The organism is Ensifer sp. PDNC004 (genome assembly GCF_016919405.1).
In the GTDB taxonomy this organism is placed as follows: Bacteria; Pseudomonadota; Alphaproteobacteria; order Rhizobiales; family Rhizobiaceae; genus Ensifer.
Window position 1 is genome coordinate 2,013,019 of the sequence record NZ_CP070353.1, and the last position, 25,992, is coordinate 2,039,010.

At 62.8% G+C, this 25,992-nt stretch carries 28 protein-coding genes; 9 read left to right on the forward strand and 19 right to left on the reverse strand.

Features of this window, described 5'->3' with window-relative positions:
• The first annotated feature begins 142 nt into the window (after window positions 1-142).
• Window positions 143-340: a hypothetical protein gene (locus tag JVX98_RS18065; RefSeq protein WP_043621007.1), complete on the forward strand. Its 198-nt coding sequence runs from the start codon at window positions 143-145 to the stop codon at window positions 338-340.
• Here the strand turns inward: JVX98_RS18065 and JVX98_RS18070 are convergent.
• From JVX98_RS18070 to JVX98_RS18095, 6 genes are all read right to left on the reverse strand, one after another.
• Window positions 333-899 (reverse strand): AAA family ATPase, encoded by a 567-nt coding sequence (locus JVX98_RS18070; RefSeq protein WP_205239371.1) that lies wholly within the window; start codon window positions 897-899, stop codon window positions 333-335. The two genes, JVX98_RS18065 and JVX98_RS18070, sit on opposite strands and share 8 nt — an antisense overlap.
• Entirely contained in the window at window positions 896-1,852 is a 957-nt protein-coding gene (locus JVX98_RS18075; protein WP_205239372.1) for a glycine--tRNA ligase subunit alpha, read from the reverse strand. Before JVX98_RS18075 ends, JVX98_RS18070 begins: the two co-directional genes overlap by 4 nt.
• 125 nt (window positions 1,853-1,977) lie before the next feature.
• On the reverse strand, window positions 1,978-2,169 hold the full coding sequence (locus JVX98_RS18080; RefSeq protein WP_192447629.1) for a hypothetical protein: 192 nt from the start codon (window positions 2,167-2,169) through the stop codon (window positions 1,978-1,980).
• 34 nt (window positions 2,170-2,203) lie between these two features.
• Window positions 2,204-3,070, reverse strand: a complete 867-nt coding sequence (locus tag JVX98_RS18085; protein ID WP_205239373.1) for a S49 family peptidase — start codon at window positions 3,068-3,070, stop codon at window positions 2,204-2,206.
• Window positions 3,071-3,252: 182 nt separating this feature from the next.
• The gene (locus JVX98_RS18090) at window positions 3,253-4,041 is read right to left on the reverse strand and encodes a tRNA1(Val) (adenine(37)-N6)-methyltransferase (RefSeq protein ID WP_205239374.1); all 789 of its coding nucleotides are present in this window, start codon (window positions 4,039-4,041) and stop codon (window positions 3,253-3,255) included.
• Window positions 4,038-4,259, reverse strand: a complete 222-nt coding sequence (locus tag JVX98_RS18095) for a DUF2007 domain-containing protein (RefSeq protein WP_043620908.1) — start codon at window positions 4,257-4,259, stop codon at window positions 4,038-4,040. Before JVX98_RS18095 ends, JVX98_RS18090 begins: the two co-directional genes overlap by 4 nt.
• A 107-nt stretch (window positions 4,260-4,366) precedes the next feature.
• On the opposite strand from JVX98_RS18095, the gene JVX98_RS18100 reads away from it, so the two are divergent.
• The 4 genes from JVX98_RS18100 to moaB all read left to right on the forward strand — a co-directional run bounded on the left by JVX98_RS18100 (window position 4,367) and on the right by moaB (window position 8,844).
• Entirely contained in the window at window positions 4,367-5,383 is a 1,017-nt protein-coding gene (locus JVX98_RS18100) for a polyprenyl synthetase family protein (RefSeq protein WP_192447633.1), read from the forward strand.
• Between the two features lie 159 nt (window positions 5,384-5,542).
• Entirely contained in the window at window positions 5,543-7,378 is a 1,836-nt protein-coding gene (locus JVX98_RS18105; protein WP_205239375.1) for a tetratricopeptide repeat protein, read from the forward strand.
• Between the two features lie 7 nt (window positions 7,379-7,385).
• Window positions 7,386-8,300, forward strand: a complete 915-nt coding sequence (locus JVX98_RS18110) for a 4-(cytidine 5'-diphospho)-2-C-methyl-D-erythritol kinase (protein WP_205239376.1) — start codon at window positions 7,386-7,388, stop codon at window positions 8,298-8,300.
• 1 nt (window position 8,301) lies between these two features.
• The gene (gene moaB / locus JVX98_RS18115) at window positions 8,302-8,844 is read left to right on the forward strand and encodes a molybdenum cofactor biosynthesis protein B (RefSeq protein ID WP_192447636.1); all 543 of its coding nucleotides are present in this window, start codon (window positions 8,302-8,304) and stop codon (window positions 8,842-8,844) included.
• Window positions 8,845-9,138: 294 nt separating this feature from the next.
• Here moaB and JVX98_RS18120 read toward each other — a convergent pair whose 3' ends face one another.
• Complete coding sequence (locus tag JVX98_RS18120; protein WP_205239377.1) at window positions 9,139-9,660, reverse strand: glycosyl transferase; 522 nt, start codon at window positions 9,658-9,660, stop codon at window positions 9,139-9,141.
• 174 nt (window positions 9,661-9,834) lie between these two features.
• On the opposite strand from JVX98_RS18120, the gene JVX98_RS18125 reads away from it, so the two are divergent.
• Together JVX98_RS18125 and JVX98_RS18130 are read left to right on the forward strand one after the other, a co-directional pair.
• The gene (locus tag JVX98_RS18125; protein ID WP_192447638.1) at window positions 9,835-10,992 is read left to right on the forward strand and encodes a PA0069 family radical SAM protein; all 1,158 of its coding nucleotides are present in this window, start codon (window positions 9,835-9,837) and stop codon (window positions 10,990-10,992) included.
• Between the two features lie 219 nt (window positions 10,993-11,211).
• Window positions 11,212-11,862 (forward strand): ribonuclease HII, encoded by a 651-nt coding sequence (locus JVX98_RS18130; RefSeq protein ID WP_205239378.1) that lies wholly within the window; start codon window positions 11,212-11,214, stop codon window positions 11,860-11,862.
• Window positions 11,863-12,154: 292 nt separating this feature from the next.
• On the opposite strand, the gene JVX98_RS18135 is transcribed toward JVX98_RS18130, so the two are convergent.
• From JVX98_RS18135 to JVX98_RS18190, 12 genes are all read right to left on the reverse strand, one after another.
• Window positions 12,155-12,640, reverse strand: coding sequence for a F0F1 ATP synthase subunit B (locus JVX98_RS18135; protein WP_043620926.1), 486 nt, complete (start codon window positions 12,638-12,640; stop codon window positions 12,155-12,157).
• Between the two features lie 13 nt (window positions 12,641-12,653).
• A complete protein-coding gene (locus JVX98_RS18140) occupies window positions 12,654-13,268 on the reverse strand; it encodes a F0F1 ATP synthase subunit B (RefSeq protein ID WP_192447640.1) in 615 nt (204 codons plus the stop codon).
• A gap of 76 nt (window positions 13,269-13,344) precedes the next feature.
• Complete coding sequence (locus JVX98_RS18145; protein WP_025426100.1) at window positions 13,345-13,572, reverse strand: F0F1 ATP synthase subunit C; 228 nt, start codon at window positions 13,570-13,572, stop codon at window positions 13,345-13,347.
• A gap of 82 nt (window positions 13,573-13,654) precedes the next feature.
• Window positions 13,655-14,407: a F0F1 ATP synthase subunit A gene (locus JVX98_RS18150; protein WP_043620932.1), complete on the reverse strand. Its 753-nt coding sequence runs from the start codon at window positions 14,405-14,407 to the stop codon at window positions 13,655-13,657.
• Window positions 14,408-14,467: 60 nt separating this feature from the next.
• Window positions 14,468-14,827 carry an AtpZ/AtpI family protein gene (locus JVX98_RS18155; RefSeq protein ID WP_192447641.1) on the reverse strand — a complete coding sequence of 120 codons (360 nt, stop codon included), beginning with the start codon at window positions 14,825-14,827 and terminating at the stop codon, window positions 14,468-14,470.
• A gap of 301 nt (window positions 14,828-15,128) precedes the next feature.
• Window positions 15,129-16,250, reverse strand: coding sequence for a cell wall hydrolase (locus JVX98_RS18160; protein WP_205239475.1), 1,122 nt, complete (start codon window positions 16,248-16,250; stop codon window positions 15,129-15,131).
• A 340-nt stretch (window positions 16,251-16,590) separates the two neighbouring features.
• Window positions 16,591-18,492, reverse strand: a complete 1,902-nt coding sequence (locus JVX98_RS18165) for a potassium transporter Kup (RefSeq protein WP_205239379.1) — start codon at window positions 18,490-18,492, stop codon at window positions 16,591-16,593.
• A 16-nt stretch (window positions 18,493-18,508) separates the two neighbouring features.
• A complete protein-coding gene (locus JVX98_RS18170) occupies window positions 18,509-19,486 on the reverse strand; it encodes a magnesium transporter CorA family protein (RefSeq protein ID WP_205239380.1) in 978 nt (325 codons plus the stop codon).
• Window positions 19,487-19,844: 358 nt separating this feature from the next.
• Window positions 19,845-21,008, reverse strand: coding sequence for an Mrp/NBP35 family ATP-binding protein (locus tag JVX98_RS18175; RefSeq protein WP_205239381.1), 1,164 nt, complete (start codon window positions 21,006-21,008; stop codon window positions 19,845-19,847).
• Between the two features lie 459 nt (window positions 21,009-21,467).
• Window positions 21,468-22,241, reverse strand: a complete 774-nt coding sequence (locus JVX98_RS18180; RefSeq protein WP_371826554.1) for a LuxR family transcriptional regulator — start codon at window positions 22,239-22,241, stop codon at window positions 21,468-21,470.
• 143 nt (window positions 22,242-22,384) lie between these two features.
• Entirely contained in the window at window positions 22,385-23,125 is a 741-nt protein-coding gene (locus JVX98_RS18185) for a LuxR family transcriptional regulator (protein ID WP_192447645.1), read from the reverse strand.
• 195 nt (window positions 23,126-23,320) lie between these two features.
• Window positions 23,321-24,139 (reverse strand): IclR family transcriptional regulator, encoded by an 819-nt coding sequence (locus JVX98_RS18190; RefSeq protein ID WP_205239383.1) that lies wholly within the window; start codon window positions 24,137-24,139, stop codon window positions 23,321-23,323.
• A 150-nt stretch (window positions 24,140-24,289) separates the two neighbouring features.
• Here JVX98_RS18190 and JVX98_RS18195 point away from each other — a divergent pair, with 150 nt between their 5' ends.
• Both JVX98_RS18195 and JVX98_RS18200 read left to right on the forward strand, forming a co-directional pair.
• Window positions 24,290-25,060 (forward strand): SDR family NAD(P)-dependent oxidoreductase, encoded by a 771-nt coding sequence (locus JVX98_RS18195; RefSeq protein ID WP_205239384.1) that lies wholly within the window; start codon window positions 24,290-24,292, stop codon window positions 25,058-25,060.
• Window positions 25,060-25,977: a 2-dehydro-3-deoxygalactonokinase gene (locus JVX98_RS18200; RefSeq protein WP_205239385.1), complete on the forward strand. Its 918-nt coding sequence runs from the start codon at window positions 25,060-25,062 to the stop codon at window positions 25,975-25,977. Before JVX98_RS18195 ends, JVX98_RS18200 begins: the two co-directional genes overlap by 1 nt.
• The last annotated feature ends 15 nt before the right edge of the window (window positions 25,978-25,992 follow it).

Sequence of the window (25,992 nt, forward strand, 5' to 3'; positions counted from 1 at the left end):
CTTGCAGCGTGAACACACTGTTCACCGCAGCAACGCCTCGCAAGGCGAAAACCTCTCGATTCCTGTTCCAATGGTAACGGCGGACCCGCCGGCGATCGGCGATAGTCGTTTCATCGAACAACCCGGAACCGAAGTGAAGACCATGAAAACGCTCGCAACTCTCATCAACGTGATCGCCTTTTCGGCGCTCTTCGTTGCCTATGCGAGCGCTCACTCGCCCGAACGGCCGGCCGGAGTTCGCCGCGCCCTGCAGACCTATTCCGGTCAAGTCTATACCGGCGCCTACCCGACGATGAAACCGTTCTGCAAGAACGACGTCGGCGCCACCCGGATCATCTGACCGCCGACCGCCCCTTGATCTGCGACACGATTGCTTCTGCCGCCTCATCTGCCCCTAGGGCAGTGACGTCGATCTCGATCAGCAGGTCGCCGTTGCCGCGCAACAGCCTGTGGGCGCGCCGCAATCCGAGGAGCACCTCGGGATCGGTGAGCTTGTGCTGCTTGGCCCGGCCGGCGCGCGTCAGCCGCTTCAAGTTTTCCTCAAGATCGCAATCGATGACGACCGCGACGAAGCGCGCACCCCGTCTTTGCGCGAGTGCTGCATAGTCTTCGAAGGCGCGGCTATCGGCGGCATCGTCGGACAGAGCATCGGTAAAGACGAAGGATTGCTCGGCCGGCGCCTTGGCGACGTGCTCGAACACGCTTTCGCGGATCGCCGCGCGCAGCGACCGGTAGAGCGGCGTGCCGCGCGCAAACAGCGCCTCGGCCGGATTGATCAGCGTGTGATTGTCGGCGAGCCGCGCGCCCAGCCTTTCGGCAAGTTGGCGCGCGATCGTCAGTTTGCCGGTGCCCGGCCAGCCGTTGATATGAACGACAAGGCCGGACGGTTCGACGCTCAAGCGGCGTCCCGGTTGAGGTTCGCGCCACCGGCGTCGGTCAACAGGAAGGCTTCACCGCAGGCCTTGGCGAGCGTGCGTACGCGCAGGATGTAGCTCTGGCGCTCGGTGACCGAGATCACACCGCGGGCATCGAGCAGATTGAACACGTGGCTCGCCTTGATGCACTGGTCATAGGCCGGGAAGACGCACTTGTGCAGGTGGTTGTTGCTGTGGTCGCCGGGAGCGCCGGCAGCCAGCAACGCCTGGCACTCGGCCTCTGCGTCGATGAAATGCTGATGCAGCATCGCGGTATTGGCGTATTCGAAATTGTAGCGCGAATATTCCTGTTCGGCCTGCAGGAAGACGTCGCCATAGCTGAGCTTTTCGGCACCCTCGCGGCCGTTGAAGTTCAGGTCGTAGACGTTGTCGACGCCCTGCACATACATCGCCAGGCGTTCGAGACCGTAGGTCAGTTCGCCCGAGACCGGCGAGCATTCGATACCGCAGACCTGCTGGAAGTACGTGAACTGCGACACTTCCATGCCGTCGCACCAGCATTCCCAGCCGAGACCCCAGGCGCCGAGCGTCGGGCTCTCCCAGTCGTCCTCGACGAAGCGGATATCGTGCAGCAGCGGGTCGAGGCCGATCGCCTCAAGCGAGCCGAGATAGAGTTCCTGCAGGTTGGACGGGTTCGGCTTCAGGATCACCTGATACTGATAGTAGTGCTGCAGGCGGTTCGGGTTTTCGCCGTAGCGGCCATCGGTCGGGCGACGCGACGGCTGGACGTAGGCCGCGCGCCAGGGACGCGGGCCGAGCGCACGCAGGGTCGTTGCCGGATGGAAGGTACCGGCACCCACTTCCATGTCGTAGGGCTGCAGCACGGCGCAACCCTTGTCGGCCCAGTAGTTGTGGAGTGTCAGGATCAGAGCCTGAAACGAGCGCTTCGGGTTCATATGATCAGGCAGAGTGGTCATGGATCGCGTCCGGATTTCTTCTGGAAAATGTGCCGGACAGGTGCCACGCCTGATGACAGGGGTCAAGCGCTACGGCAGCGGGCAGGCAAATAGACCGCCGCCACACTGACGCGTTCAGACCGCCCTCACTCGCCGTCGCGCTTCAGCCTGTATTCGCCGGTTTCCGGATCCTTTACCAATGTTCCCTGGGCCCCGGTCTGCTCCTCGCGGCGCGCCCGCTCGCGCTGGCGCGTCAGCTTCTGGGCATCCGCCACGAACTTGCGATAGCCGAGCCAGAAGACGAAACCTGCGATCAGGAGCAGGATGAGTTGCGGCATTTTCCCTCCAAGGACATGTCAGGCCGGGCAGGCATCAAAGCCCGAACCGGGCCCACAATGCCCTTTCCTCGATGGCTTCGGCAAGTCCCGCCGCTGCGGAAGCGGCCAATGGAGCGGCGATCGCGCCGGCGACGGCCGCACCGCTCTGCCGGCGGCCGAAAAGGCTGCGCACCGGCTGGATGAGTTCGAGCCGCGCCTTGTCGCCATAGCGCTTCTTCACCTCGCCGCGCAGATCGCCAAGACCGTCGATGATGCCGAGCTCCAGCCCGCGCCGGCCGGTCCAGAAAAGACCGGAGAAGATATCGGGATCGTCGGCGAGCAATTGGCCGCGGCGGGCCTTGACCATCTGGATGAAGGTATCGTGGATATCGAGCTGCAGGTTCTTCAGGAAAGCGATATCGTTTTCCTTTTCCGGCTGGAACGGATCGAGCATCACCTTGTTTTCGCCGGCGGTATAGACACGCCGCTCGACGCCGATCTTCTTCAGGAGTTCCGGAAAACCGAAGCCGCCGGAGACAACACCAATCGAGCCGACGATCGAGGTCGGATCGGCGATGATCTCGTCGCCGGCAAGCGCGATCATGTAGCCGCCGGATGCGGCGACGTCCTCGACGAAGATCAGCACGCGCTTTTTTTTCTCAAGGGCGAGATCACGGATGCGCTGGTAGATCAGCCGCGACTGCACGGGCGAGCCACCGGGCGAATTGACGGAGATCGCAACCGCCGGCGCCTCCTTTACGGCGAAGGCCTTTTCGAGAAGCGGGGCGGCCGTTGCCAGGTTGAGCGCCGGCCGGAACTGACCGCCGCCGGCCATGATCGCGCCGTGGAGCCGGACGACGGGGATCGTCACGCCTTCCTTGCGAAAACGCTTGGGCAACAACCGTCTCAGGAACGCCTTCATTTCAACTCCTGCCTGCTGGGCCATGCCTTGATCTTGAGCCGGAACGGCCGGGAATCATAGACTTGACCGTTTCTCATCGGCGATAAGCGGAACGCTTCGCCTCCCCTGCCCGGATCGTCGTCAGGGGCTCTTCCATGCCATGTATGCACTGACGCGGCGAACGCAATGCCGCATACGGTAAATCAACGGCGGCGATAGGCGGCACGGCCATTGTTGAGGTCGTCGACATGGTCGGCGAAGCGATGCCCCTCCTCGTGCATGACGAGCGGCGCGCGGAAGACCAGTCGCTTGCGGCTCTGCTTGATCGCCGTCACCAGGATGCGCACGGCGTTTTCGCCCACCCGCGGATGCAACGCCGTGATCTCGATACCGCCAAAGCGGCGGCCACAGGCGGCGATGATCTCGGCGATCGATTCCGGCCGGGCGATCAGCGACAGTTGCCCGCCCGGCTTCATGATCGCGCCTGCCGTCTTCACCCAGATCTCGAACAGCCCGTCGCTCATCGCATGGGCCTCGGCCTTCAGCGCATCCGGCGTCTTGCGGTCGGAGGCATCGTTGAAGGGCGGGTTCATGATCACGTGGTCGAAGCTTTCATCCGCCAGACCCGTCGCGACGCGCGCCTTGCCGGTCAACGAAACGTCGGCCTCGACGACCGAGACCCGCTGCGCAAAGCGGGCATTTTCTGCGAGCGTCAGGCTGCGGCGGGCAAACTCCGCCATTACCGGCGAGCGTTCCACCAGCACCACTTCCGCTTCGTCGATCCGCGAAGCGACCGCCATGCCGGCCGCGCCCGCGCCGGCGCCGAGATCCGCGACGCGGCAGGGACGATCCGATGCGACGAGCGACGCAAGCAGCATGGCGTCCATGCCCGACCGGTGGCCCTGGCCGAGCGGCTGGACGACATGGAACTTGCCGCGGTGAAAGGCATCGACGGTCTCGGTTGCGGCCGCCGGAGCCGGAGCCGAACTCACGATCGCAACTCCGCCTCGAGCCCGGCGTCGATCAGGATTCGGCGCGCGGCGTCCGCGTCTTCCTCGGCGACCAGAAAGCGGCGGGGCAAGAGGCCAAGCGAGCCCTCGAGAATGCTCATCCCCTGATCGGCAATCAAGCTTGCGATGCCGGCGTCTTTCATCAGGCTCTCGGCGAAGGAGAGCAGGACGGCATCGTTGGTACGGATCAATTCCTTCATCCGGCGGTTTTTCCTGTCCTATTTCAGCAAGCGGGACAATTCGCCTCTTGCCGCACGGGACACCCCTTCCTATTGTCGAAAGCGACAATGAAAACAGGAGTCCCGGTGTGGGCGTAGTGATACCGCTGGAAGACAGCAAAAACAAACAGGCGTCCGTAAAGCCGCTCGTTGACCTGACAGCAGCGGACATGGAGCGCGTCAACCAGCTCATCCTGTCGAAGGCCGGCTCCGACGTCCAGATGATTCCCGAGGTCGCCAACCACCTGATTTCCTCGGGCGGCAAGCGCCTGCGCCCGATGCTGACACTCGCTTCCGCTGCGATGTTCGGCTACGAGGGCGACGCCCACGTCAAGCTCGCAACCAGCGTCGAATTCATGCACACGGCGACGCTTCTCCATGACGACGTCGTCGATGAAAGCGACCTTCGCCGCGGCAAGTCCACCGCGCGCACGATCTGGGGAAACCAGGCAAGCGTGCTGGTCGGCGACTTCCTGCTCGGCCAGGCCTTCCGCATGATGGTCGATGTCGGCTCGCTCGACGCGCTCGACGTGCTGTCGACCGCCGCTTCGGTCATCGCCGAAGGGGAAGTGCTGCAGCTCTCCGTCGCCAAGAACATGGAAACGACCGAGGACGACTATCTCCAGGTCATTCGCGCCAAGACCGCAGCGCTCTTTGCCGCTGCCGCCGAGGTCGGCCCGATCGTCGCCCAGACCAGCAAATCCGACCGTAACGCGCTGAAATCCTACGGCATGAACCTCGGCCTCGCCTTCCAGCTCGTCGACGACGTGCTCGACTATGGCGGCTCGTCGAGCGACCTCGGCAAGAATGTCGGCGACGACTTCCGCGAAGGCAAGATCACCCTTCCGGTGATCCTCTCCTACCGCCGCGGGACGGCGGAAGACCGCGCCTTCTGGCGCGAGGCGATCGAAGGCGGCGACAGCAGCGACGCCAACCTCGACAAGGCGCTCGGCCTGATCAAGCGCTATGGCGGCTTGAGCGACACCATCGCGCGCGCCCAGCACTACGGCACGATTGCCCGCGACGCCCTGGCGCCGCTGCCGGTGTCACCCTGGAAATCGGCGCTTACGGAAGTCATCGACTTCTGCATCGATCGCGTCAGCTGACGGGCTCCGGGCAGGCCAGAACGAACGACAGGATTTTCTTGCCGCGTTGCGCCAAAAAAGCCATTCTGTTCCTCAAGAGTTGCGTTGGGCAATATGTGGCTGACTCCGAAACAACCCTTAGTGGTGCGAAAGCCGAGCAATCGGCGCGAAAGGTTTGACATGCGGCAAAAGACGATTCTCCGCCTCCTCAGCGGCGCAGCACTGCTGGCTCTTGCTGCTGTCAGCGGCGGCTACCAGGCATTTGCCGAGGAGAAGGCCGCAGCCGCCGAGGAAAGCGAACCCTTCGACATCAAATCGGTCAATACCTTTTCCGGCGCGTTTCTCGCTGCCCGCACCGCCGATACGGACCGCGACTTCGCTTCCGCCACCGAGCTCTACAGGATCGCGCTGCAGTTCGAGCCGAACAACAACGACGTCAAGCAGCGGCTGATGATCACGCTTTTGATGGCGGGCCAGTTCGACGAAGGCGCGAAGATCGCCGAGCAGCTTAAGTCCGACCCGGCCGTCGAGCGCATCACGACGGTCATTCGCGCGATCGAAGCGATCCGCAAGCGCGAGTATCGCAACGCGCAGAAGCTTCTGAACTACCAGGGCCCGAACGATCTCGACCGGCTGATGAACGGCCTGCTCTCTGCCTGGGCGAAATTCGGCCAGGGCAAGCCGAAGGAAGCGCTCGCCCAGATCAAGGAACTCGATGGTCCCGAATGGTTCCGCGTGTTCAAGAACTACCATGCCGGCGCGATCGCGGTTGCCGCGGGTGACAAGCAGACGGCACGCACCAGGCTCAACGACGCCATTCTCGACCGCGAGGGCGGAAGTGCCGCTCCCGACACCTTCATGCGTGCGGTGGAAGCGCTCGCCCGTTTCGAGGCGCGCGAAGGCAACAAGCAGAAGGCGCTCGACACGGTCGCCGTCGGCGAAAACATGGTCAATAACTACACGCCGCTGCAGGCGCTGAGGACCGAGATCGAGAACGGCGTCCCGCAGGAACAGCAGGTCAAGAACGCCACCCAGGGCGCTGCGGCCGTGCTGTTTTCGATCGGTGCCGCACTCAACCGCGACGGCGCCGAAGACATCGTCTCGCTCTACCTGCAGACCGCGCGCCGGCTCGACCCTGACAGCGCCGACATCCTGGTCATGCTCGGCGGCATCGCCGAAAACCTGAAGAAGCCGAACGAGGCAATCGAACTCTACAAGGCCATTCCCGAGACCTCGCCGATGCGGCGCGTTTCGGAACTGCAGCTTGGCCTCAGCCTCGCCAGCATCGGCAAGGTCGACGAGGCGAAGAAGCACCTGAAGGCGCTGATCGACGTCGATCCGAAGAACATCCGCAACTATCTCGCCTATGGCAGCGTGCTTTCCGACGCCAAGGACTACAAGGAGATGGGCGAGCTCTACGATCGCGCCGTCGAGCAGATCGGCTCCGTGCCGACGCGCAGCGATTGGACCGTGTTCTTCCAACGCGGTATCGCATACGAGCGCCAGAAGCTCTGGGACAAGGCCGAGCCGAACTTCCGCAAGGCGCTGGAGCTCAATCCGGACCAGCCGCAGGTGCTGAACTATCTCGGCTATTCCTGGGTCGACATGAACATCAATCTCGAAGAAGGCCTGGAGATGATCCGCAAGGCCGTCGAGCTGAAGCCGGATGACGGCTACATCGTCGATTCTCTCGGCTGGGCCTATTTCCGCATGAACCGTTTCGACGACGCGGTCGTGGAGCTGGAGAAGGCGGCCGAACTGATGGCCGGCGACCCGACGATCAACGATCACCTTGGCGACGCCTACTGGCGCGTCGGCCGCAAGCTCGAGGCCGTGTTCCAGTGGACGCAGACGCTCGAACTGAAGCCCGAGGAAGCCGAGATCCCGAAGATCAAGGCGAAGATCGAGAACGGGCTGCCGCCGCTCAAGGAAACGGTTCCCGCCTCGGCCGATGCCAAGGAAACCGCGCCGAAGAAGGTGACCCCGGAAGCACCGGCGCCGGACAAGAAGTCCTGATCGTTCCATGTCGGACGGTAACATCGAGGGCCTCGCGCTGACGCGCGCAGCCCCCGCCAAGATCAATCTGGCCCTTCACGTTGTCGGCCAGCGCGCCGACGGCCACCACCTTCTCGAAAGCCTCGTCACCTTTGCCGATCGCGGCGACCGCATCGGTCTCTCGCGGGCGGATGCGGATCGCTTCACGGTCTCGGGCGCGTTTGCCGCCGCGTTGCCGATGGATGCCGGCGCTGAGGGCGGCAATCTGGTTCTGAAGGCGCGCGACCTGCTGCGCACCGAACTGCGGGCGTATGCCCCCGGCGCGGCCGGGCCGGTTCACCTGCATCTCGAAAAGAACCTGCCGCTCGCCTCGGGCATCGGCGGTGGGTCGGCGGATGCTGCGGCGACGCTTCTTGGGCTTCTCGAACTCTGGCGCGCGACGCTCGAACCTTCCCGCCTCGGCGCCATCGCGCTGCGGCTCGGGGCGGACGTGCCGATGTGCCTTGCCGGCAGGCCCCTCTTGGCAAAGGGCATCGGCGAGGAGATCACGCCGATCGACGATTTCCCCGCGCTGCCGATCGTACTGGTCAATCCGCTCGTCGCCGTCTCGACGCCGGTCGTGTTTCGGACGCTCTCCAACAAAACGAACCCGCCGCTCGCTGCGCCTCACGGTGCCGGAACTGTGGCCGAGTGGATTTCCGCCATCGCCACGATGCGCAACGATCTGCAGCCGCCGGCAGAGAGCCTTGAACCCGTGATCGGCGATGTCTGCAAGGCACTGACGCAAGCCGGAGCGACACTCACGCGCATGTCCGGTTCAGGCGCCACTTGCTTCGGCCTTTTCGACAGCGAGGCAAGCGCGACTGCGACAGCGCGCGCTCTTTCAGAGGCCTACCGCGGGTGGTACGTTCTCGCCTGCAAGACGGTGGGCAAAGGGAATTAGCATGGCCGGCATCGACGAAAAGCGCCCCTTCATTCCTGTCGGGATCGCCATCCTTACGGTCTCAGACACCCGCACGCGCGCTGACGACAAGTCGGGGGACACGCTGGAAGCGCGGGTGCGTGACGCCGGGCACCGCCTTGAGGCGCGCGCCATCGTTCCCGACGACAAGACGAAGATCTACGGCCAGGTGAGGGCCTGGACGCTCGATCCCACCATCGACGTGGTGATCACGACAGGTGGGACGGGCTTCACCGGGCGGGACGTGACGCCCGAGGCGCTGGAACCCCTGTTCGAAAAGCGCATGGACGGGTTCTCCGAGGTCTTCCACCGTATCTCCTACGAGAAGATCGGGACGTCGACGATCCAGTCGCGCGCAACCGGCGGCGTTGCCAACGCCACCTTCATATTCGTCCTTCCGGGTTCGCCCGGCGCCTGCCGCGATGCGTGGGACGGCATCCTCAAGCAGCAGCTCGACTACCGGCACATGCCCTGCAATTTCGTGGAGATCATGCCGCGGCTCGACGAGCATCTGAAACGCGGCTGAAGAGCATGGACCGTTCCGGCCCGGCCGACCTGTTACCTTAGTAACTGACGCTCGCTTCGCCTCCCGATAGTTTTCAAGCGTTGACACAGCGAGGAACGACCGCCGCACGTTCCGTTCCTCGCACCGCAAGACCCTTCCGCCTCTGTCCCCCAGGCGGAATGAAATGTTGGATACGACGGGCAGCCAGAATGCTGCCCGGACAGAAATCTTCCAAACAAGGTCATTTGAGAGCCGCTTGGAGGTGCCGTCCCCTAAGGGACTGGCACCTTTAATTTTTTCGCGCGGGAACCGGCGTTACCGCCTGGCTTCGACAGCGACCCAGGCCGGAACGAGTTCGGTCGAAAGCTTGCGGACTGAGCGGACATTCGTCATGGCATCCAGGCCCGCCTTGCCACGGGCGGCAGCAAGCGCATCGTTCTTGCGCAGGAGAAATCCCGTCTCCAGCGGCTTTCCACGCCCGATCAGCCGGCGGAAGAAAGGCTTCCGATGCAGTCTCGATCCGGAGAAACGGGCCGGTGCCTTGTTCATCGACACGTACTCGGCCAACTCATCGATCCAGCGGCCGATCGGGCGCGCGCCCGGCTCCAGCAACATCAGCCACTCGCCACGCGCCGAGCCCACCACATCGGCGAGATCCCAATCCCGGCAGAAACGGCATCCGGCGGCATCGGCCACGTCGGACGAACCGTCCTTCGAGCCGTGATCGAGGATGATCACATCGCTGACCAGGCCTTCCACGGCGCCTGCCACCAACACGGCAAGCGTCTGCGCCAGTTCGGCCTCGTTGTCGCGGGTTTCCATGATGATCGTGAGCATTGTTTCTCGTAACGCATCGGCACGGCAATTGCTACATCCGGGACACGGCCCGCAGCGGCGCCTTGATCGGCAAATTCGAAAATCCATTTTTTGTTCTTGAATTGTTCCTCAATTCGCGATACGAAAATAATCAGAACAAAACGGGATCAAATATCTGATTCCGGGGAGATTCCAATGACCGAGCTGTCTCAGATCAGGCAGGGTGCGCTTGCGCCCGCCAATACGGCAGATGTGGCCGAAGCGATGATGAGTGCAACGGGCCTGCGGATCGATATCGATCGCCGTCGCGGGCGCGGCGCCGGGATCAACATGTCCGGCCGCTTCGAACCGCGCAGCCGCGAGACGTTCGACGACGGCTGGGAAAGCCTGGAGGATCTGCCGCCCTTCAAGACCGAAGTTCAGGTAGAGAAGCCGCGCACGGTGATCACCAGGAACGAGTCTCCCGATATCTCCTTTGACCGCTCGATCAATCCCTATCGTGGCTGCGAGCATGGCTGCATCTATTGTTTCGCGCGGCCCACGCACGCCTATATGGGCCTCTCGGCCGGCCTCGATTTCGAGGCGAAGCTGTTTGCCAAGCCGGACGCACCGCGGCTTCTGGAGCGCGAACTGGCGCGGCAGGACTACAAGGTTAGGCCGATTGCCATCGGCACCAACACCGACCCCTATCAGCCGATCGAGAAGGAGTGGCGCATCATGCGCCAGATCCTCGAGGTGCTGCGGGACGCCAACCATCCGGTCATGATCGTCACCAAATCGGCGATGGTCACGCGAGACATCGATATCCTGGCACCGATGGCGGAAAAGGGCTTGGTGCGCGTGGGCGTCTCCGTCACGACGCTCGACCGGAAGTTGGCCCGCACGATGGAGCCGCGGGCCTCGACCCCGAGCAAGCGGCTGGAGGCGATCCGCATGCTTGCCGAAGCAGGAATCCCGGCCGGCGTTCTCGTTTCGCCGATCATTCCGGCGCTGAACGACCACGAGATCGAGCGCGTGCTCGAAGGCGCAAGGACGGCCGGAGCAACCGAAGCAAGCTATGTGCTGCTGCGGCTGCCGCTCGAGGTCAGCCCGCTTTTTCGCGACTGGCTGCTGCGCAATTATCCGGACCGCTACCGGCACGTCATGTCCCTCATCCGCTCCATGCGGGGCGGCAAGGACTATGACGCCGAGTTCGGCAAGCGCATGAAGGGCGCCGGCCCCTATGCGTGGCAGATCGGCCGCCGCTTCGACCTGGCGGTCAAGCGTCTCGGCTTCAACCCGACGCGCCGGCAGCTGCGGGACGATCTCTTCGTGCCGCCGCTCGGAACGGGGGTGCAGCTCTCGCTTCTTTGACGGCCTTCCGATGTCTCGGTAGCCGTCCCGCAATTCATAATCGGCGTACGGCGAGAGATGATCGCCCTGTCCGCCAGGCAAGCCCGATGGCGGGCGCCTGAGACCACATAGCAGTTCCGGTGCCCCCTTACCCGCCGTGGGCCCCGGTGATCCCCCGTCCGCCGCCGCACTCGGACCTGGGGGCTTGAAGAGAATCGGTCGATCATGCGATCTAGACTTATGTCTCGCAGATCGTCCGATTCTCCCCTTTTTCCCGATATCATCGTAGCGCCCGATTTCAGTTTCGAGCTTTCGGCCAAGGGCGATGGGTTCTGGCCGGTCGCCGGAGCGGATGAGGCCGGTCGTGGGCCGCTCGCGGGACCGGTGGTTGCCGCCGCCGTCATTCTCGATCCGGACGCCATTCCCGCAGGACTCGACGACAGCAAGAAGCTGACGGCCCAGGCGCGCGAAAAACTGTTCGAAGAAATCCTCGCCACATCCGAAGTGTCGATCGCCTCGGCGTCGGCCGGCACGATCGACGCCACCGACATCCGCAAGGCAAGCCTCGAAGCGATGCGGTGGGCCGTTGCCGGCCTGCCCTCGAACGCGCGCTTCGTGCTCGTCGACGGCCGTGACGTACCGCCCGGCCTCTCCTGCCACGCCAAGGCTGTGGTCAAGGGCGATGCGCGGTCGCTGTCGATCGCCGCTGCTTCGATCGTCGCCAAGGTTACCCGCGACCGCATGATGGCCCGTGCCGACCTTGCGCATCCCGGCTACGGCTTTGCACTCCATGCCGGCTATGCGACGGTGACCCACCGTCGCGCCATTGAGACCCACGGCCCCTGCCCGCTGCACCGCATGAGCTTCCGGCCACTGCGCCAGGACGACTAACCGGCGCGCAACCGCGTCGCGAGCGCCACGCAGGCGCTTCCGGTTTCGGTTCCGACATATCTCGCCAACAGCTTTTCTCGCGTCAGAAGCAATCCGGCGGCGCGCATGCTGCCGTGCGCCACCTTTGGCCTTGAACACTGGCACTACTTCGCTTCGGCAGCTGAAGGCGAGACGCCTGCGTAAATCCTGGCGGAGCTTGGCGCCTCATCCTTCGGGCCAATGCAGCCTCTACAGACAGGCATAAAAAAAGCCCCGCACGATGCGGGGCTTTTTCAATCGGAATGTCCGAACCTTAGTTCAGGCGCGCCTTGACGTCACCAAGCGCCTTCTTGAACAGATCGTTCTGGGCGCCGGCGTCGGCCTTGGCGGCAACGACCTTCTCGGCAGCGGCAATCGCGAGATCGACGGCAGCGGAACGAACCGCGTTGATCGCATCGCTTTCGGCCTGCTTGATCTTCTGTTCCGAAAGAGCCGTGCGACGAGCGACGTATTCCTCGGTCTTCTGCTTGGCTTCCGCGGTCAGCATTTCGGCTTCGCGCTGGGCAGCAGCGACGATGCCGGCAGCTTCCGCTTCCGCATCCTTGCGCTTGCGCTGGTACTCAGCGACGAGGCCCTGAGCTTCTTCGCGCAGGCGCTTGGCTTCGGTCAACTCGTTGCCGATCTTTTCGGCGCGGGCGTCGAGCGCCTTGCCGACCATGCCTGGAACCTTGAGATAGGCAATCAGGACGAAGAACAGGATCAGGCCAACGAAGGCATAGAAAGTTGCATCAAGATGCATAGTTCAGTGCTCCTCAGTTGCCACCCGATGCCTTGACGGCAGCGGTGATCTCGGCCTTGGTGACGGTTCCGCCGATCAGCTGCTTGACGACAGCCGTTGCGGTTTCCTCGGCGATGGCGCCGACGTCGGCCAGTGCCTTTGCCTTGATGTCGGCGATGCGGTCTTCTGCAGCCGAGATCTTCTTGGCAAGGTCGGCTTCGACGGCGGTGCGGTCAGCATTGGCCTTGGCCTTTGCGGATTCGCGGGCGTCGTCGGCGATCTTGTGACCCTTGGACTTGGCGGTTGCCAGGTCCTGCTCGTAGGAAGCGATGGCAGCGTCGGCTTCGCCCTTGAGGCGGGACGCTTCATCGAGATCCTGAGCGATCCGATCGTGACGGGTTTCCAGAATTCCGCCGATCCGCGGAATGATGACCTTCGACATCAGGAGATAGAAGAGGCCGAACGTGATCGCGAGCCAAAGCAGCTGCGATGCGAAATGGGTCGTATCGAAGGGCGGGAACACGCCGGAGCCAGCCTCGCCTTCGTGAGCCACACCCGTTTCGGTGTGCACCTCACCGGCCGCAGCGGCATCGTGTGCTTCGGCGCCTTCAGTGGTGGTTGACTGGGCATAAGCCGCGGTCACAAACATGCTCACCTCCAGGTGCACTCAAGAATATGCGCGGCCGCGACCTTTTGACGGGTCGCGGCCGAAACTCCAGCCGATATTAGACGGCGAAGAGGAGGAGCAGGGCTACGAGCAGCGAGAAGATGCCCAGAGCTTCCGTAACGGCGAAGCCGAATACGAGGCGGCCGAACTGGCCGTCAGCAGCCGACGGGTTACGCAGCGCGCCAGAGAGGTAGCTGCCGAAGATGTTGCCGAGGCCGAGAGCCGTGCCGGCCATGCCGAGGCAAGCGAGACCTGCGCCGATGTACTTTGCTGCTTCCGCTTCCATGTGTGAACTCCTTCGAATGGTGTTGCGGCTTAGGATTGCGCTTCCGACGGAGGACCGGCCGGAAGCAAGCGACTGTTATTCCTTAGTGGCTTCCGGGATGGACAGCGTCGTTGAGGTACATGCAAGTCAGTACCGCGAAGACATAGGCCTGGAGGAAGCAGACGAGGAACTCAAGACCGGTAATGGCGACGGTCATGATGAGCGGCAGGATGGCGCCACCGATGCCGACTGCGCCGAGGGCGCTGAGCGAGGTGACGAAGCCTGCGAAGACCTTCAGCGTGATGTGGCCGGCCAGCATGTTGGCGAAAAGACGGACCGAAAGGCTGATGGGACGGGAAAGGAACGAGATGACTTCGATCGCGACGACGAGCGGCAAAAGCACGCCAGGAACGCCATGCGGCACGAAGAGCTTCAGGAAGCCGAGACCGTGCTTGTAGAAGCCGTAGAGAATGACGGTACCGATAACGAACAGCGCCAGAGCGAAAGTGACGATGATCTGGCTGGTGACCGTGAAGAAGTAGGGCATCATGCCGAGCAGGTTCGCCGTCAGGATGAACATGAACAGCGAGAACACCATCGGGAAGAACTTCATGCCACCGCTGCCGGCGCCTTCGCGCAGCATCGAGGCGATGAATTCGTAGGACATTTCCGAGACCGACTGCATGCGGGTCGGGATAAGACCGCGCTGCGACGTCGTCAGATAAAGAAAGCCTGCGGCAACACCTACGGTCGCAACCATGAACAGCGACGCATTGGTGAAGGAAAAGTCCATTCCGCCAATTTCGATCGGGACAATCTTATTGACCAGGAACTGGTGGGTCGGATCGTTTGACACCGCGCTTCTCTTTCGTTCTACCCGCCCGGAAGCGGAAACCGTTTTCTTCGGGGCAACGCCTCAGCGGGCGTCGCCGTCCTTCTTGTCATTCCCAGAACCGCCTCTTCCGGCTTCCGGTGTCGCCACCATACCGGCCGAGCGCAGCACATTCAGCACGCCAGCGCAGAAGCCGAGAAGCAGGAAGATAATCAATCCCCACGGCCCTGTACCCGCAAAGTGGTCCAAAAGATAGCCCAGAAACGCCCCGACAACGATGCCGGCGATGAACTCGCTCGAGAGCTTCATCGCCGCCGCATAGCCTTTACGGCTTTCGGCGGCTCTGGCTTCCGCTGCATCAGGCGTATTGGGCCTCTTGGACTCAATCTTTTCGCCGAGCTGCTTCAGCCGCGCTTCCAGACTTTCTTCAGGTTTCTCCGCCACGTGGCTACTCCCTTGTCGTCCTTATCGGGTCTCAGACCGCGATTTCGGTCACACAATAGGCCTTCGCACAAGCCACGTTTCGGCCCCATTTGAAGTCGCGCGCAACATAGTTTTAGGCACCCGCATAGTCAAGGCGTGCGGGCCGCTTGATCGTGGACAATTTTTTCCATTAAATTCAATGGGTTAAGCACGCATTCATCGATCTGCAGCAAGGTCGCGGCAGGATTCCGGCCAGAGACCGGCGGGAATCTCCCCTTCTGCGTGCGCGCAGGAAAGACGGCGGAATCGCGTCAGGCGCCGATCAGCTCCAGCCGCCGCCATAGGTGCGGTAGAAGATATGCATGCCGATCTTGCCGACCCGCTTCATCGTCTTCGCCCACGGCGGATTGACGTAGGTCGCATGGTAATGGGTGGCTGAGCCCACTTCCGGCAGCCAGATCTTGCCGGCGGTGACGGCCATCGCAACTTCCTTGGCCGTCTTCCAGTGCGAGCGGGAATAGATAAGGTCGCGGATCATGTCGCAGGCGAAGGAAAACTGGCAACGGTTGCGCCAGGCCTTATTCTGGTAAACGACGCCGCAGATGGTCTTCGGATAGGTGGGATTGCGCACGCGATTGAGAATCACCTGCGCGACGGCGGCCTGGCCTTTGAGCGGCTCGCTGCGGGCTTCGAAGTAGATGCCTTCGGCCAGACAGGTCTGCTCTTCCTTGCTGAAAACCGAGCCCGGCAATGCGGTGGCGGCCCAGGCGTGGTCGTCCGGCGCGATCTCCGGAATGAAGCGACCGGCGTTCTTGTCTTCGCGCAGAATCGAATCGAAGGGCGATTCACGCGCATAGTCCGGCTCGGGCCGGACGTAAGCAGTCGCAAGAATGTCGGAGCGATCGTTCGTAACGAGCTTGGCCAGCATCGGCGAGACGCCGGGCTCCGCCTTTGGCGGCGTCTTCCGGTAGAAGGCGGTGGCGATCTCGATCTCCTTGCCCTTGATGCGGGACTTGGCGAAGACCATCTTCTCCCCCTCCCCCAGGCTTGGCTCCATCAGGGAGCTGGTGCGCTGCAGGATGGAGCCGGCGGAGAAATCCTTGGGCGGCGTTACCGGGGTCACGGCGACGACACGGCCCTTCTTGGCCTGACGGTTGACGCGGTCCTCGTCGGGCGTGCCCGCATGCTTGGTTTCCGCGGTCAGCGCGACGCGGCTGCCATCGGGCATGGTGATGCCGGCGCCGCCGTCGAGCGCGCCCGTGGTGACCGGATCGGCAAACACCATTTCGGCTTCATGGATCGAACCGGCAGGCGACGCGGTCATATACATGCGCCAGCGCTCGCCGCCCCGGTTGATGCCGGACAGGAAGGTCGCAAGGTCGGCATAGGCAGCAGCCGAGGGAAAGCCCAGATACAGTGCAAGGCCGATGATCGCGGGCGCCATCCAGGCAGACGGGCTCAGGCGAGACTTTAGATGCAGGTTCCGACTCTTACGCACCAACCGACTCCACGCAACGCTATCAGGCGGCACGGCTTCGCCCGCGCCGGCTATGCGCCAGCGTCGAGAATTCCGCGCGGGAAGATTAGACAATCAAGCAGCCGGACACTTCGCCGGGACCGCTCCGTTCGTGCTTTGAAAATGAAGCATTAACCTTGATGTTTGGTTAATGCGCGATCGCTGAAAGGCGGATGCCCATAACGCGACGAAGCCGCCCTCCGGTCGGAAGGCGGCTTCTTCTGTTGCAGATCAGCGCTTCTCGCGATCAGCCGAGAACGGCCGAGCGTCAGATGATTACGTGCGATCCGAGTTCGACCACGCGGTTGGTCGGCAGGCGGAAGTAGTCCGACGGATCGATTGCCGCATTCGCAAGCGCGATGAACAACCGGTCCTGCCAGTGCGGCATGCCGCTCTCGGCATCGGGCACGAGCTTGCGGCGGCCGAGATAGAAGGACGTTGACATGATGTCGAACTTCAGGCCCGACTTGCGGAACAGGCCGAGTGCCTGCGAGACGTTCTGCGTTTCCATGAAGCCGAAGCGCATTTCGAGCAATGTGAAGCGGTCCGACAACGGCTGCATGCTCACCCGCTCCGACTTCGGCACCTTCGGCGTATTGGCCGTGCGGATCGTCAGAATGAAGTTCTGATTGTGCAGCACGTGGTTGTGCTTGATGTTGTGGAGCAGTGCGGCCGGCGTCGATTCCGGATCGCTCGTCAGGAACACGGCGGTTCCGGGCACGGCCACCGGCGCATGTTCGCTCTTGCGTTCGATCGACTTGATGAAGCTTGCCAGCGGAATGTCGATATGGCGCGTCTTGGCGTGCAGGATCTGTGTGCCGCGCCGCCAGGTCCACATGATGATAATGAAGGTGGCGGCGATCAGCACCGGAACGTAGCCGCCGTCGTGGATCTTCAGCATGTTGGCGCCGAGGAAGATGAACTCCAGCGCAAAGAGCGGCAGCAGCACCGCGGCGGCCGCGAGCGCCGACCAGTTCCAGCGCATACGCAGGAACTCGAAGGAAAGCACGGTCGTCACCACCATCGCGCCGGTGACCGAGATGCCGTAGGCGGTCGCGAGCGATTCGGACGAACCGAAGACGAAGACCAGAGCCATGACGCCGAACATCAGCAGCGTGTTGACGTTGGGCAGGTAGATTTGGCCCGTATGGGTTTCCGACGTATGGAAGATCGCCATGCGCGGCAGGAAGCCGAGGTGGATCGCCTGGCGCGTCAGTGAGAAGGCGCCGGTTATCACCGCCTGGCTGGCGATGATGGTTGCCGCCGTCGCCAGAATGACCACCGGCAGCAGCGCCCATTTCGGGAACATCAGGAAGAACGGATCCGACATCGCCTCCGGGTTCTTCAGGACGAAGGCGCCCTGGCCGAGATAGTTGAGGGTCAACGCCGGAAAGACGATCAGGAACCAGGCCCACTGGATCGGCCGACGGCCGAAATGGCCAAGGTCGGCGTAGAGCGCCTCGGCACCCGTCACCGTCAGGAAGACGGCGCCGAGCACGATGATGCCGACATAGCCTTCGCTGAGCATGAAGCTCACGGCGTAATAGGGATTGAAGGCCTTGAAGATCGACAGGTCGTCGGCGATGTGCACGAAGCCGATGCCGCCCATTACCAGGAACCAGACGAGCGTGATCGGACCGAAGAAATTCGAGACCGCCGCCGTTCCCTTGGATTGCACCGCAAAAAGCATGAGCAGGATGACCACCGCGATCGGTACGACATATTCCGACAGCGCCGGCGTCACCAGCTTCAGGCCTTCGACCGCCGAAAGAACGGAGAGCGCCGGTGTGATCATCGCGTCGCCGATAAAGAGCGCGGCCCCGGCGATGCCCATGAAGAAGAGAATGGACGCGTGGCCGTTGGCGGACTTCATCAACAGGGCCAGCAGCGACAGCGTGCCGCCCTCGCCTTGGTTGTCGGCGCGCAGAAGGAACAGCACGTATTTGATCGTGACGATGATCGTCAGCGTCCAGATCATCAGCGAGATCAGGCCGATAATCTCCGCATCGGTCACACCGTCATGGGAGACCGGGCGCAACGCTTCGCGAAAGGCATAGAGCGGGCTGGTGCCGATGTCGCCATAGACCACACCGATCGAACCAAGCCCGAGGACCAGCAGGCGGCGCAGGTCCTTCGGCTCTTGAGTGGAAGGGGCATGCGATTGGGTCATGCAAACCTACTGGCGTTCAAAGCCAGCCTTTCCAGCGGAAAAAGAAAAAGGGGATCACGGCCGATATCACCATCGCCGCGATCGCCCAGGGATAACCGAATTGCCATTCCAGTTCGGGCATGACGCGGAAGTTCATGCCATAGACCGAAGCGACCAGCGTCGGTGGCAGGAGCACGACCGACGCGATCGAGAAAATCTTGATGATGGCGTTCTGCTCGACATTGATCAGGCCGAGCGATGCATCGAGCAGGAAGGTAATGTTGCCGGAAATGAAACCGGCATGTTCGGACAGCGATTGGATGTCGCGCGAAATCGAGCGGCAGAGTTCGCGCGTTTCCTTGTCGTCCTGCACCTGCGGGACCGTGTAAACGAATGTCAGCAGGCGCGAGAGCGAGGCAAGGCTGTCGCGGGTCTTGGCGACCAGGCGATGATGCCCGGCGACGTCGCGCAGGCGCGCCTCGAGAAAATGCGGCGGGCGGCGCTTGCCCGCCGCCTTGTCGCCGAAGACGGCGATCGACAGATCGTCGATCTTGGTCACAGCCTCTTCGAGAATTTCGGCGGTCCGGTCGGCGATCGTTTCCAGGAGCCGGGTCAGAACCACCGCACCGTCGCGGCAGTTTCCGGGGAAGCGGTGCATCGACGCCTTGAAGAGCGCAAAGGACCGGGGTTCGGCATAGCGGATGGTGACGAGCCGGCTACCCGCCAGGATAAAGCCGACGTCGGTCAGGCCGGGTATCTCCGTCTCCGACCGAAACACCAGCGACGCCGTCATGAACACGGCGCTCTCCTCGACATAGAGACGGCTCGAAGGCTCGATGTCTTTGAGGTCGTCGCGCGTCGGGATGGAGATGCCGAGCAGCTTTTCCATCATCAGGTCTTCGGCCTTGCTCGGCTCGAGCAGATCCACCCAGATGACGTCCGGGCGCAAGCTCTCGGGCGGGTCGGCGGGCGTCAGGACGACGGCCGTTCCATCGGCGCAATAGCCGGTGATCATGCGAGCATCCTCGTCATGCCAACCTTGGGGTCGAATGGAAGAGGCGAAAGGTCGTGCGCCACAAAATACCCACAATAGAGATCCATCGGATGGAACGTTCCGCCAGTCAGGACGAAGTCTTCAACTCAGTCATCGCGAGAGGCCAAGATCTCGGGCGAGAGGGCGTCAAGTTGGGCACCTTCGCAAGTGCGGCAAGGCATATGGCGCAACGCAAACGCAAAATCAATGCCCTCTTGCAATCCAGCACGCGGGCATGCGCCGCCAGTTCGGCGCCACCCTATCCCATGTTCGCCTAAATCAAAATCGAATCAAGGGCAAAACTACGCCGGGCGAAGAGCCAAAGTTCCCGTGGGCAACTTCACTCGAACACGATGTTCGGCGCGGCGCGGCTCTTGTCCTGCTGCATGGCAGATACCTGCTCCCAGACCTTGGTCGCGATATCGCGATAGACGCGCGCGACCTCGCCGGCCGGATCGGAGGCAACCAGCGGCGTTCCCGCATCCGACGTTTCGCGAATCCCCATTGTCAGCGGCACTTCGCCGAGGAAGGGCACGCCGATGCGTTCTGCCTCCTCGCGGGCGCCGCCGTGACCGAAGATGTCATAGCGATTTCCGGTGTCGGGCGCGATGAAGTAGCTCATGTTCTCAACAATGCCGAGCACCGGGACTTCCACCTTGCGGAACATGGCGAGGCCCTTGCGGGCATCGATCAGCGCCAGGTCCTGCGGCGTCGAGACGATGACGGCACCGGCCAGCGGCACCTGCTGGGCCATGGTGAGCTGGGCATCGCCCGTGCCCGGCGGCATGTCGACGACGAGAACATCGAGATCACCCCAGGCAACTTCGCGCAACATTTGCAGCAGCGCCGACTGGATCATCGGTCCGCGCCAGATCATAGCCACTTCCTCATCGACGAGGAAACCCATGGACATGACCTTGAGACCGTAATTTTCCATCGGGCGGATGAGCCGGCCCTCGATCTGCTGCGGCCGGCCGGATATCTTCAGGAGCCGCGGCATCGAGGGGCCGTAGATGTCGGCGTCAAGCAAGCCGACCTTCAGGCCGTTTGCCTTGAGCGCCAGCGCCAGATTGACCGAGGTGGTCGACTTGCCGACACCGCCCTTGCCCGAGGCGACGGCGATGATCGCGCCGACGCCGGGGATGCCCGCCTTGGCAGGCGGTCCGCCAGCCGGACGCGGAGCGTGGGAATGGCCTGCATGGGATGGCGCCTGCGGCTGCGGGCGCTGCACCGGCGCGCTGCCGGCAGCTGCCTTGCGGTCGGCCGTCAAAGCGACCATTGCCGCGGTGATCCCGGGAATGTCGCGCACCACGCGCTCGGCTGCAGCCCGCATCGGCTCCAGTTCCTTGGCGCGTTCGGCCGGCACGGTGATCGAGAAATAGGCCTTGCCGTCGGAGATGAAGACGTCAGACACAAGCCCGAGGTCGACGATGTTGCCTTCCATGCCCGGGCCACGCACCGTGCGCAGTTTTTCAAGCACCACTTCTTTCGTGACTTCCGGCATCGCGCCCTCTCATTCTTTTGTTATCTCTTAGATAGTCGAGGCTAGGCGCTTCGCCAATGCGACATAACGGAAAAAGCAAGGGCCACCACCCGCCTCGGTGTCCGTACATCCGGGATCACCTTTAAGCGGGCAGTGGCCCTTTTCATCGCGACCTTCGTGGGCGCTGTCTTCTTTTTAGTCCCCTCTGGACATGCCAATAGAGATGCAGGATGCGTGCCAGATTCACATCTGGCGAAAATAATCAGCAATTTCAAAAAGATAAACTCATACTCCGCTTATCGATCGGAGATGGCATATGCCCAGTTTCTGAGCAACCGTCTGCAAATCGTCCAATGATGGAGCAGATTGCCGGGATGACGGAACCTTGGCGACAGCATGCCGGGCTTCCCCAAGCTTCTTTCGATCGCATCAGGTCGAGGACATTCAGGAAGAGGCTTGCGGTGCAGGGCCGACTTGGGGCTAGCTGATGTAGCCCTTCTTCATCGCCTTCACGACCGCCTGGGTGCGGTTGACGGCGTCGAGCTTCTTGGTCACGTGGTTGAGGTAGTGGTTGACCGTATGTTCGGAGAGCCCGAGGATACCGGCGATCTCGGCGCTGGTCTTTCCGGCCGCCGTCCAGCTCAGGCACTGGATCTCGCGCTCGGATAGTGCGGCGCCGCTGCTCTTCCACACGGAGCCAATTTCAGCGAGACGGTTATAGACATGGATTGCAATCATCTGCAGTTCCATGGTCACCGTCATCGGCAGTTCGACCAGCGGGCCCATCAGGATGACCGCGCCACGGCCGCCCTCTGCGTCATGCACCGGGAAGTAGCTAGCCTGGAAGATGCCGTTTTCGCGCAGCATCGCGATGTATTCGGCCGCCATTTCCGGCTTGCCGCCCTCGCCCTCCCACGCCGCAAGCGTCACCTGGAACGGCGTCGTCGTCTCGCGCAGGCGGCGCACGCCGGTGCTGAAGCGCAGCATCGACAGGCTATCATACTTGTTCAGCAGTTCGGCCGGCATATTGGAGATGACGGTGCTCGCGGCAAGGCGCTCCACGTCGATCGAGGGGATCGAGCAGATCAGAAACGTCTTGAAGCCAAAGACCTGCGTGATCCGCCGCATGTAGCGGATAATATCGAACTGGGTCTCAAGCTTTGCGATCTCGGACGCGAAATCGCCGCCCCGGGGCAGATCTGCTTCAGTCATCCCGGTCGTCATCGTATCCTGCATTCGCGCGTTCCATGGCATTCATCACGTATCAAATAGACCGAGCAGCCTGCCAATGCCAACAGATGATCCAAAATCCCTGCCGCCTCGACCCAAAAGTCTGTGTATTTCCCCTCGTGAGGGCCGATATGGCCACCAGCCTCGCGTACGACGCGTGCCGGCGATCAGTTGATCAACCCGGCGCGCACGGCCTTTGCAACGGTCTGAACGCGATTGACCGAATCCAGCTTGCGCGTTGCCCGGTTGAGGTAGTGGTTGACCGTATATTCGGACAGCGCCAGAATTTTCGCCATTTCGCTGGTGGTCTTGCCGGCCGCCGCCCAACGCAGACATTCGACCTCGCGGCGCGAAAGGCTTCCCGCACCGCGCTTGTCGCGATCGCGAACCTCCATGTATTTGCTGTAGAGCACGCCGGCCCAAAGATTGAGCTCCTGAAGCTCGTCATTGGAGACCACAGGACGGTCGCCGCCAAAGGCGATCGCGGCGCGGTGCCCGCTCGCATCGTGCACCGGCAGATAGAGGCCGCGCGGCATGTTCGCCTGCTCGAAGACGCAGACCGCCGCGTCGCCCTTGCCGTCGGCACGGCGGCGCGCGAGCTGGTGCGCGTCGTAGGTAAAGGGAATGGTGCTGCGCCGCAGCCGCTGGATCACCGGGCTGCCGTTGATCAGGCCGGCGCTGTCATAACCCTTGAGAAAGGCAGCCGGGTAGTTCGTCATCAGTGCGCTGACCGACAGGCTGTTGCTCTCCGTCTCCGGAATGGCCAGCACCAGGAAACCACGGAAACCGTAGGAATCCGCGACCTGGGCGATCACGCGCCTGATATCATCCTCACAACAAATCGGCCCACGGATGGTTCGCCCATCAGGAAGCGCCAACGCCGACAAATTCGCGCTGAAATCGATCATCTTCCGCCCTTCTCCACATCCGGTTCCATGCGGGAACCGGCCGCTGACGCCGCATGAAGATCACGTCAAAAATTTATACCAATACCAAAAACGAACCAGACTAAGACCATCCACGAACCTGAGTCTGATATATTAAAGCTATCGAGCGAGACGCGCCACGTCCAGTCGATGTTTCTAATTTACCGTAAAGTGAATTCAAGGTCCACCACGGCCGGGCCCGAGGCGGATCGCCGCGTCCTCGCCAACCGCTCGCGCCGCGGCCCGAACCGCAGCCGCCCAGGCCGACAATTGCTCCATGGTGACCCTGTAGGCGGGGCCCGTCACCGACAGGCCGGCCGCAAGTTCGCTGCCGGGAATGAGGATGGGCGCGGCAACGCAGCGGATCTCCGTTTCATGCTCCTCGCGATCGAAAGCGTGTCCGTCGCGCCGGATTTCCTCGATCTCCGCCAGCAAGGTGGCGGCCGAGCGATGGGTGTGCGGCGTGAAAGCGTGAAATTCGGTTCGAGCCAGAATGCCTTCCAACGCCGGCTGCCCAAGCAGGGACAGCGCCGCCTTGCCGATGCCGGTGCAATAGGCCGGCGAGGCCTTGCCGATCTGCGAACTCATGCGCACCGTCTGGCGGCTCTCGACCTTGTCGACATAGACGATCTCGGTCTCGCGCAGGATGCCGAGATGCACGGTCTCGCCCGTCAACTCGTGCAGGCGCTGCAGGTGCGGTTCGGCAACATCGCGGAAGCGATTGGCAGACCATGAGCGATAGGCAAGCGTCAGCAGCCGAAGGCCAGGCTCATAGGAAAGGTCGCGACGCTGGATCAGCAGCCCTTCTTCGACGAGGTGACTGAGCAGCCGATGCAACGTGCCACGCGGCTGGCCGGATCGAGCGAGAATATCGGTGAAGCGCTGCGGGCCGTCGGAGGTGACCACCGCTTCCAGCACGGCGATCGCCTTGCCGAGCGTGCCCGTGCCAGCCTCCGCACGCCCCTCGTCCCCGCCGCCTGCCTCTTTGCTCGTCATCGTCGCTCGCTTGTGTCCGATTGCCGTCGCGCGATCGGCGCGCGACCTTGACAAGGTAGACGCTTCAACGCGATAATTCCATATAATAAAATCAAGTTCCAAATAATGGAACAATAATCTTGCCACAAAACTGATCGGGGATACAGGAATATGCCGGTGCCGAGGGCACAGTTTCATGATCTCAAGGACCGCGCGGTGCTGATCACCGGTGGCGGTTCCGGCATTGGCGCAGCGCTTGTCGAGGGTTTCGTCGACCAGGGCGCACGGGTGGCCTTCATCGACATCGACGAACGGGCAAGTCTCGACCTCGTCGAAAGGCTCGCCGCCAGGGCCGGCAAGGCACCACTCTATATTCCCGCCGACTTGCGCGACATCGACGCGGTAAAGAAGGCCGCGCAGACGGCGGCGACCGCGCTCGGCGCGATCCATGTGCTCGTCAACAACGCCGCGCGTGACGATCGCGAGCCACTGGAAAGCGTAACCGAAGAGAGCTGGGACGAGAGCCAGGCGGTCAACCTCAGGCATCTCTTCTTCATGAGCCAGGCGGTTGCGCCGCATATGCGCGAAGCCGGCGGCGGGTCGATCGTCAATTTCTCGTCGATCGCCTATCTGCTCAACATGGCCGAAATCCCGGCCTATGCGACGGCGAAAGCCGCAATCGTCGGCCTGACCAAATCGCTCGCCGGAAAGCTCGGCCCCGACAATATCCGCGTCAACGCGATCCTGCCCGGCATGATCGTCACGGAGCGACAGAAGCGGCTGTGGCTGAGCGACGCGGCGATCGCCGGTATGCAGGAACGGCAGTGCCTGAAGCGAAGCCTCACCGCCGACGATCTCGTCGGCCCTTGCCTATTTCTCGCGTCGGCGTGTTCCTCGGGCATGACCGCGCAAACAATGATCATCGATGGAGGCGCACTGTGATGACGGCAGCCTATTATGCCGCGGTCGACTGGGGAACGACGAGTTTCCGGCTGTGGATCATCGGCGAAGACGGCACGGTACTCGCCGAACGCCGAAGCGGCGAAGGCATGACCACCGCCAACAAGACCGGGTTCCATGCGATCCTCGAAAAACACCTGGCCGCCGTCGATGCGCCAGGCCACCTGCCGGCGATCATCTGCGGCATGGCCGGCGCCAAGCAGGGCTGGGTCGAAGCCGGCTATCTCGATACGCCGGCCGCTCTCGCCGATATCGCCTCCCATGCCGTGGCGGTGCCGGATCTCGATCGCGACATCCGCATCCTGCCGGGCCTCGCGCAACGCGACCGGCGGCACCCGGACGTGATGCGCGGCGAGGAGACGCAATTGCTCGGCGCGGCCGGCGATCTCGGTCGCGGTCGGCATCTCGTCTGCATGCCGGGCACGCACAGCAAATGGGTGCGGCTCGAAGACGGCGCCGTCAGCGGCTTCTCCACTTTCATGACCGGCGAATTGTTCGACGTGATCTCCAAGCACTCGATCCTCAGCCACTCGATCGCCGAGGCGCACGCGTTTTCCGGCGACCACCCCGCCTTTGCGGCGGCGGTTGCCGAGGCGCGCACCAATCCGGCGCTTGCCACCAGCCTGATCTTCGGCGCGCGCTCCGGCCAACTGCTGCACGGCGCAAGCGCGACCGACGCCAAGGCGTTGCTTTCGGGCACGCTGATCGGGCTTGAGATCGCCGGCGCACTGGCTTCGGCCAAGACGATCGACAGCATCTGCCTCGTCGCCGCCGGTTCCCTCGGCACGCTCTATCAGGCGGCGCTCGAAAGCCTCGACTGCCCGCTCCAGGTGGTCGATGCCGACACCGCCGTCCGCTCCGGCCTTTCGACCGCCGCCCAGGCGATCTGGCCCCTCTGAACGAAAGACACGCTC

What these genes read in the sequence shown, in the direction of transcription:
- JVX98_RS18065 (WP_043621007.1), top strand. Translation starts at nt 143, where the DNA reads ATGAAAACGCTCGCAACTCTCATCAACGTGATCGCCTTTTCGGCGCTC.
- JVX98_RS18075 (WP_205239372.1), bottom strand. Translation starts at nt 1,852, where the DNA reads ATGACCACTCTGCCTGATCATATGAACCCGAAGCGCTCGTTTCAGGCT.
- JVX98_RS18080 (WP_192447629.1), bottom strand. Translation starts at nt 2,169, where the DNA reads ATGCCGCAACTCATCCTGCTCCTGATCGCAGGTTTCGTCTTCTGGCTC.
- JVX98_RS18085 (WP_205239373.1), bottom strand. Translation starts at nt 3,070, where the DNA reads ATGAAGGCGTTCCTGAGACGGTTGTTGCCCAAGCGTTTTCGCAAGGAA.
- JVX98_RS18095 (WP_043620908.1), bottom strand. Translation starts at nt 4,259, where the DNA reads ATGAAGGAATTGATCCGTACCAACGATGCCGTCCTGCTCTCCTTCGCC.
- JVX98_RS18105 (WP_205239375.1), top strand. Translation starts at nt 5,543, where the DNA reads ATGCGGCAAAAGACGATTCTCCGCCTCCTCAGCGGCGCAGCACTGCTG.
- JVX98_RS18110 (WP_205239376.1), top strand. Translation starts at nt 7,386, where the DNA reads ATGTCGGACGGTAACATCGAGGGCCTCGCGCTGACGCGCGCAGCCCCC.
- moaB (WP_192447636.1), top strand. Translation starts at nt 8,302, where the DNA reads ATGGCCGGCATCGACGAAAAGCGCCCCTTCATTCCTGTCGGGATCGCC.
- JVX98_RS18120 (WP_205239377.1), bottom strand. Translation starts at nt 9,660, where the DNA reads ATGCTCACGATCATCATGGAAACCCGCGACAACGAGGCCGAACTGGCG.
- JVX98_RS18125 (WP_192447638.1), top strand. Translation starts at nt 9,835, where the DNA reads ATGACCGAGCTGTCTCAGATCAGGCAGGGTGCGCTTGCGCCCGCCAAT.
- JVX98_RS18130 (WP_205239378.1), top strand. Translation starts at nt 11,212, where the DNA reads ATGTCTCGCAGATCGTCCGATTCTCCCCTTTTTCCCGATATCATCGTA.
- JVX98_RS18135 (WP_043620926.1), bottom strand. Translation starts at nt 12,640, where the DNA reads ATGCATCTTGATGCAACTTTCTATGCCTTCGTTGGCCTGATCCTGTTC.
- JVX98_RS18140 (WP_192447640.1), bottom strand. Translation starts at nt 13,268, where the DNA reads ATGTTTGTGACCGCGGCTTATGCCCAGTCAACCACCACTGAAGGCGCC.
- JVX98_RS18145 (WP_025426100.1), bottom strand. Translation starts at nt 13,572, where the DNA reads ATGGAAGCGGAAGCAGCAAAGTACATCGGCGCAGGTCTCGCTTGCCTC.
- JVX98_RS18160 (WP_205239475.1), bottom strand. Translation starts at nt 16,250, where the DNA reads ATGGCGCCCGCGATCATCGGCCTTGCACTGTATCTGGGCTTTCCCTCG.
- JVX98_RS18165 (WP_205239379.1), bottom strand. Translation starts at nt 18,492, where the DNA reads ATGACCCAATCGCATGCCCCTTCCACTCAAGAGCCGAAGGACCTGCGC.
- JVX98_RS18170 (WP_205239380.1), bottom strand. Translation starts at nt 19,486, where the DNA reads ATGATCACCGGCTATTGCGCCGATGGAACGGCCGTCGTCCTGACGCCC.
- JVX98_RS18175 (WP_205239381.1), bottom strand. Translation starts at nt 21,008, where the DNA reads ATGCCGGAAGTCACGAAAGAAGTGGTGCTTGAAAAACTGCGCACGGTG.
- JVX98_RS18180 (WP_371826554.1), bottom strand. Translation starts at nt 22,241, where the DNA reads ATGCCATGGAACGCGCGAATGCAGGATACGATGACGACCGGGATGACT.
- JVX98_RS18185 (WP_192447645.1), bottom strand. Translation starts at nt 23,125, where the DNA reads ATGATCGATTTCAGCGCGAATTTGTCGGCGTTGGCGCTTCCTGATGGG.
- JVX98_RS18190 (WP_205239383.1), bottom strand. Translation starts at nt 24,139, where the DNA reads ATGACGAGCAAAGAGGCAGGCGGCGGGGACGAGGGGCGTGCGGAGGCT.
- JVX98_RS18195 (WP_205239384.1), top strand. Translation starts at nt 24,290, where the DNA reads ATGCCGGTGCCGAGGGCACAGTTTCATGATCTCAAGGACCGCGCGGTG.
- JVX98_RS18200 (WP_205239385.1), top strand. Translation starts at nt 25,060, where the DNA reads ATGACGGCAGCCTATTATGCCGCGGTCGACTGGGGAACGACGAGTTTC.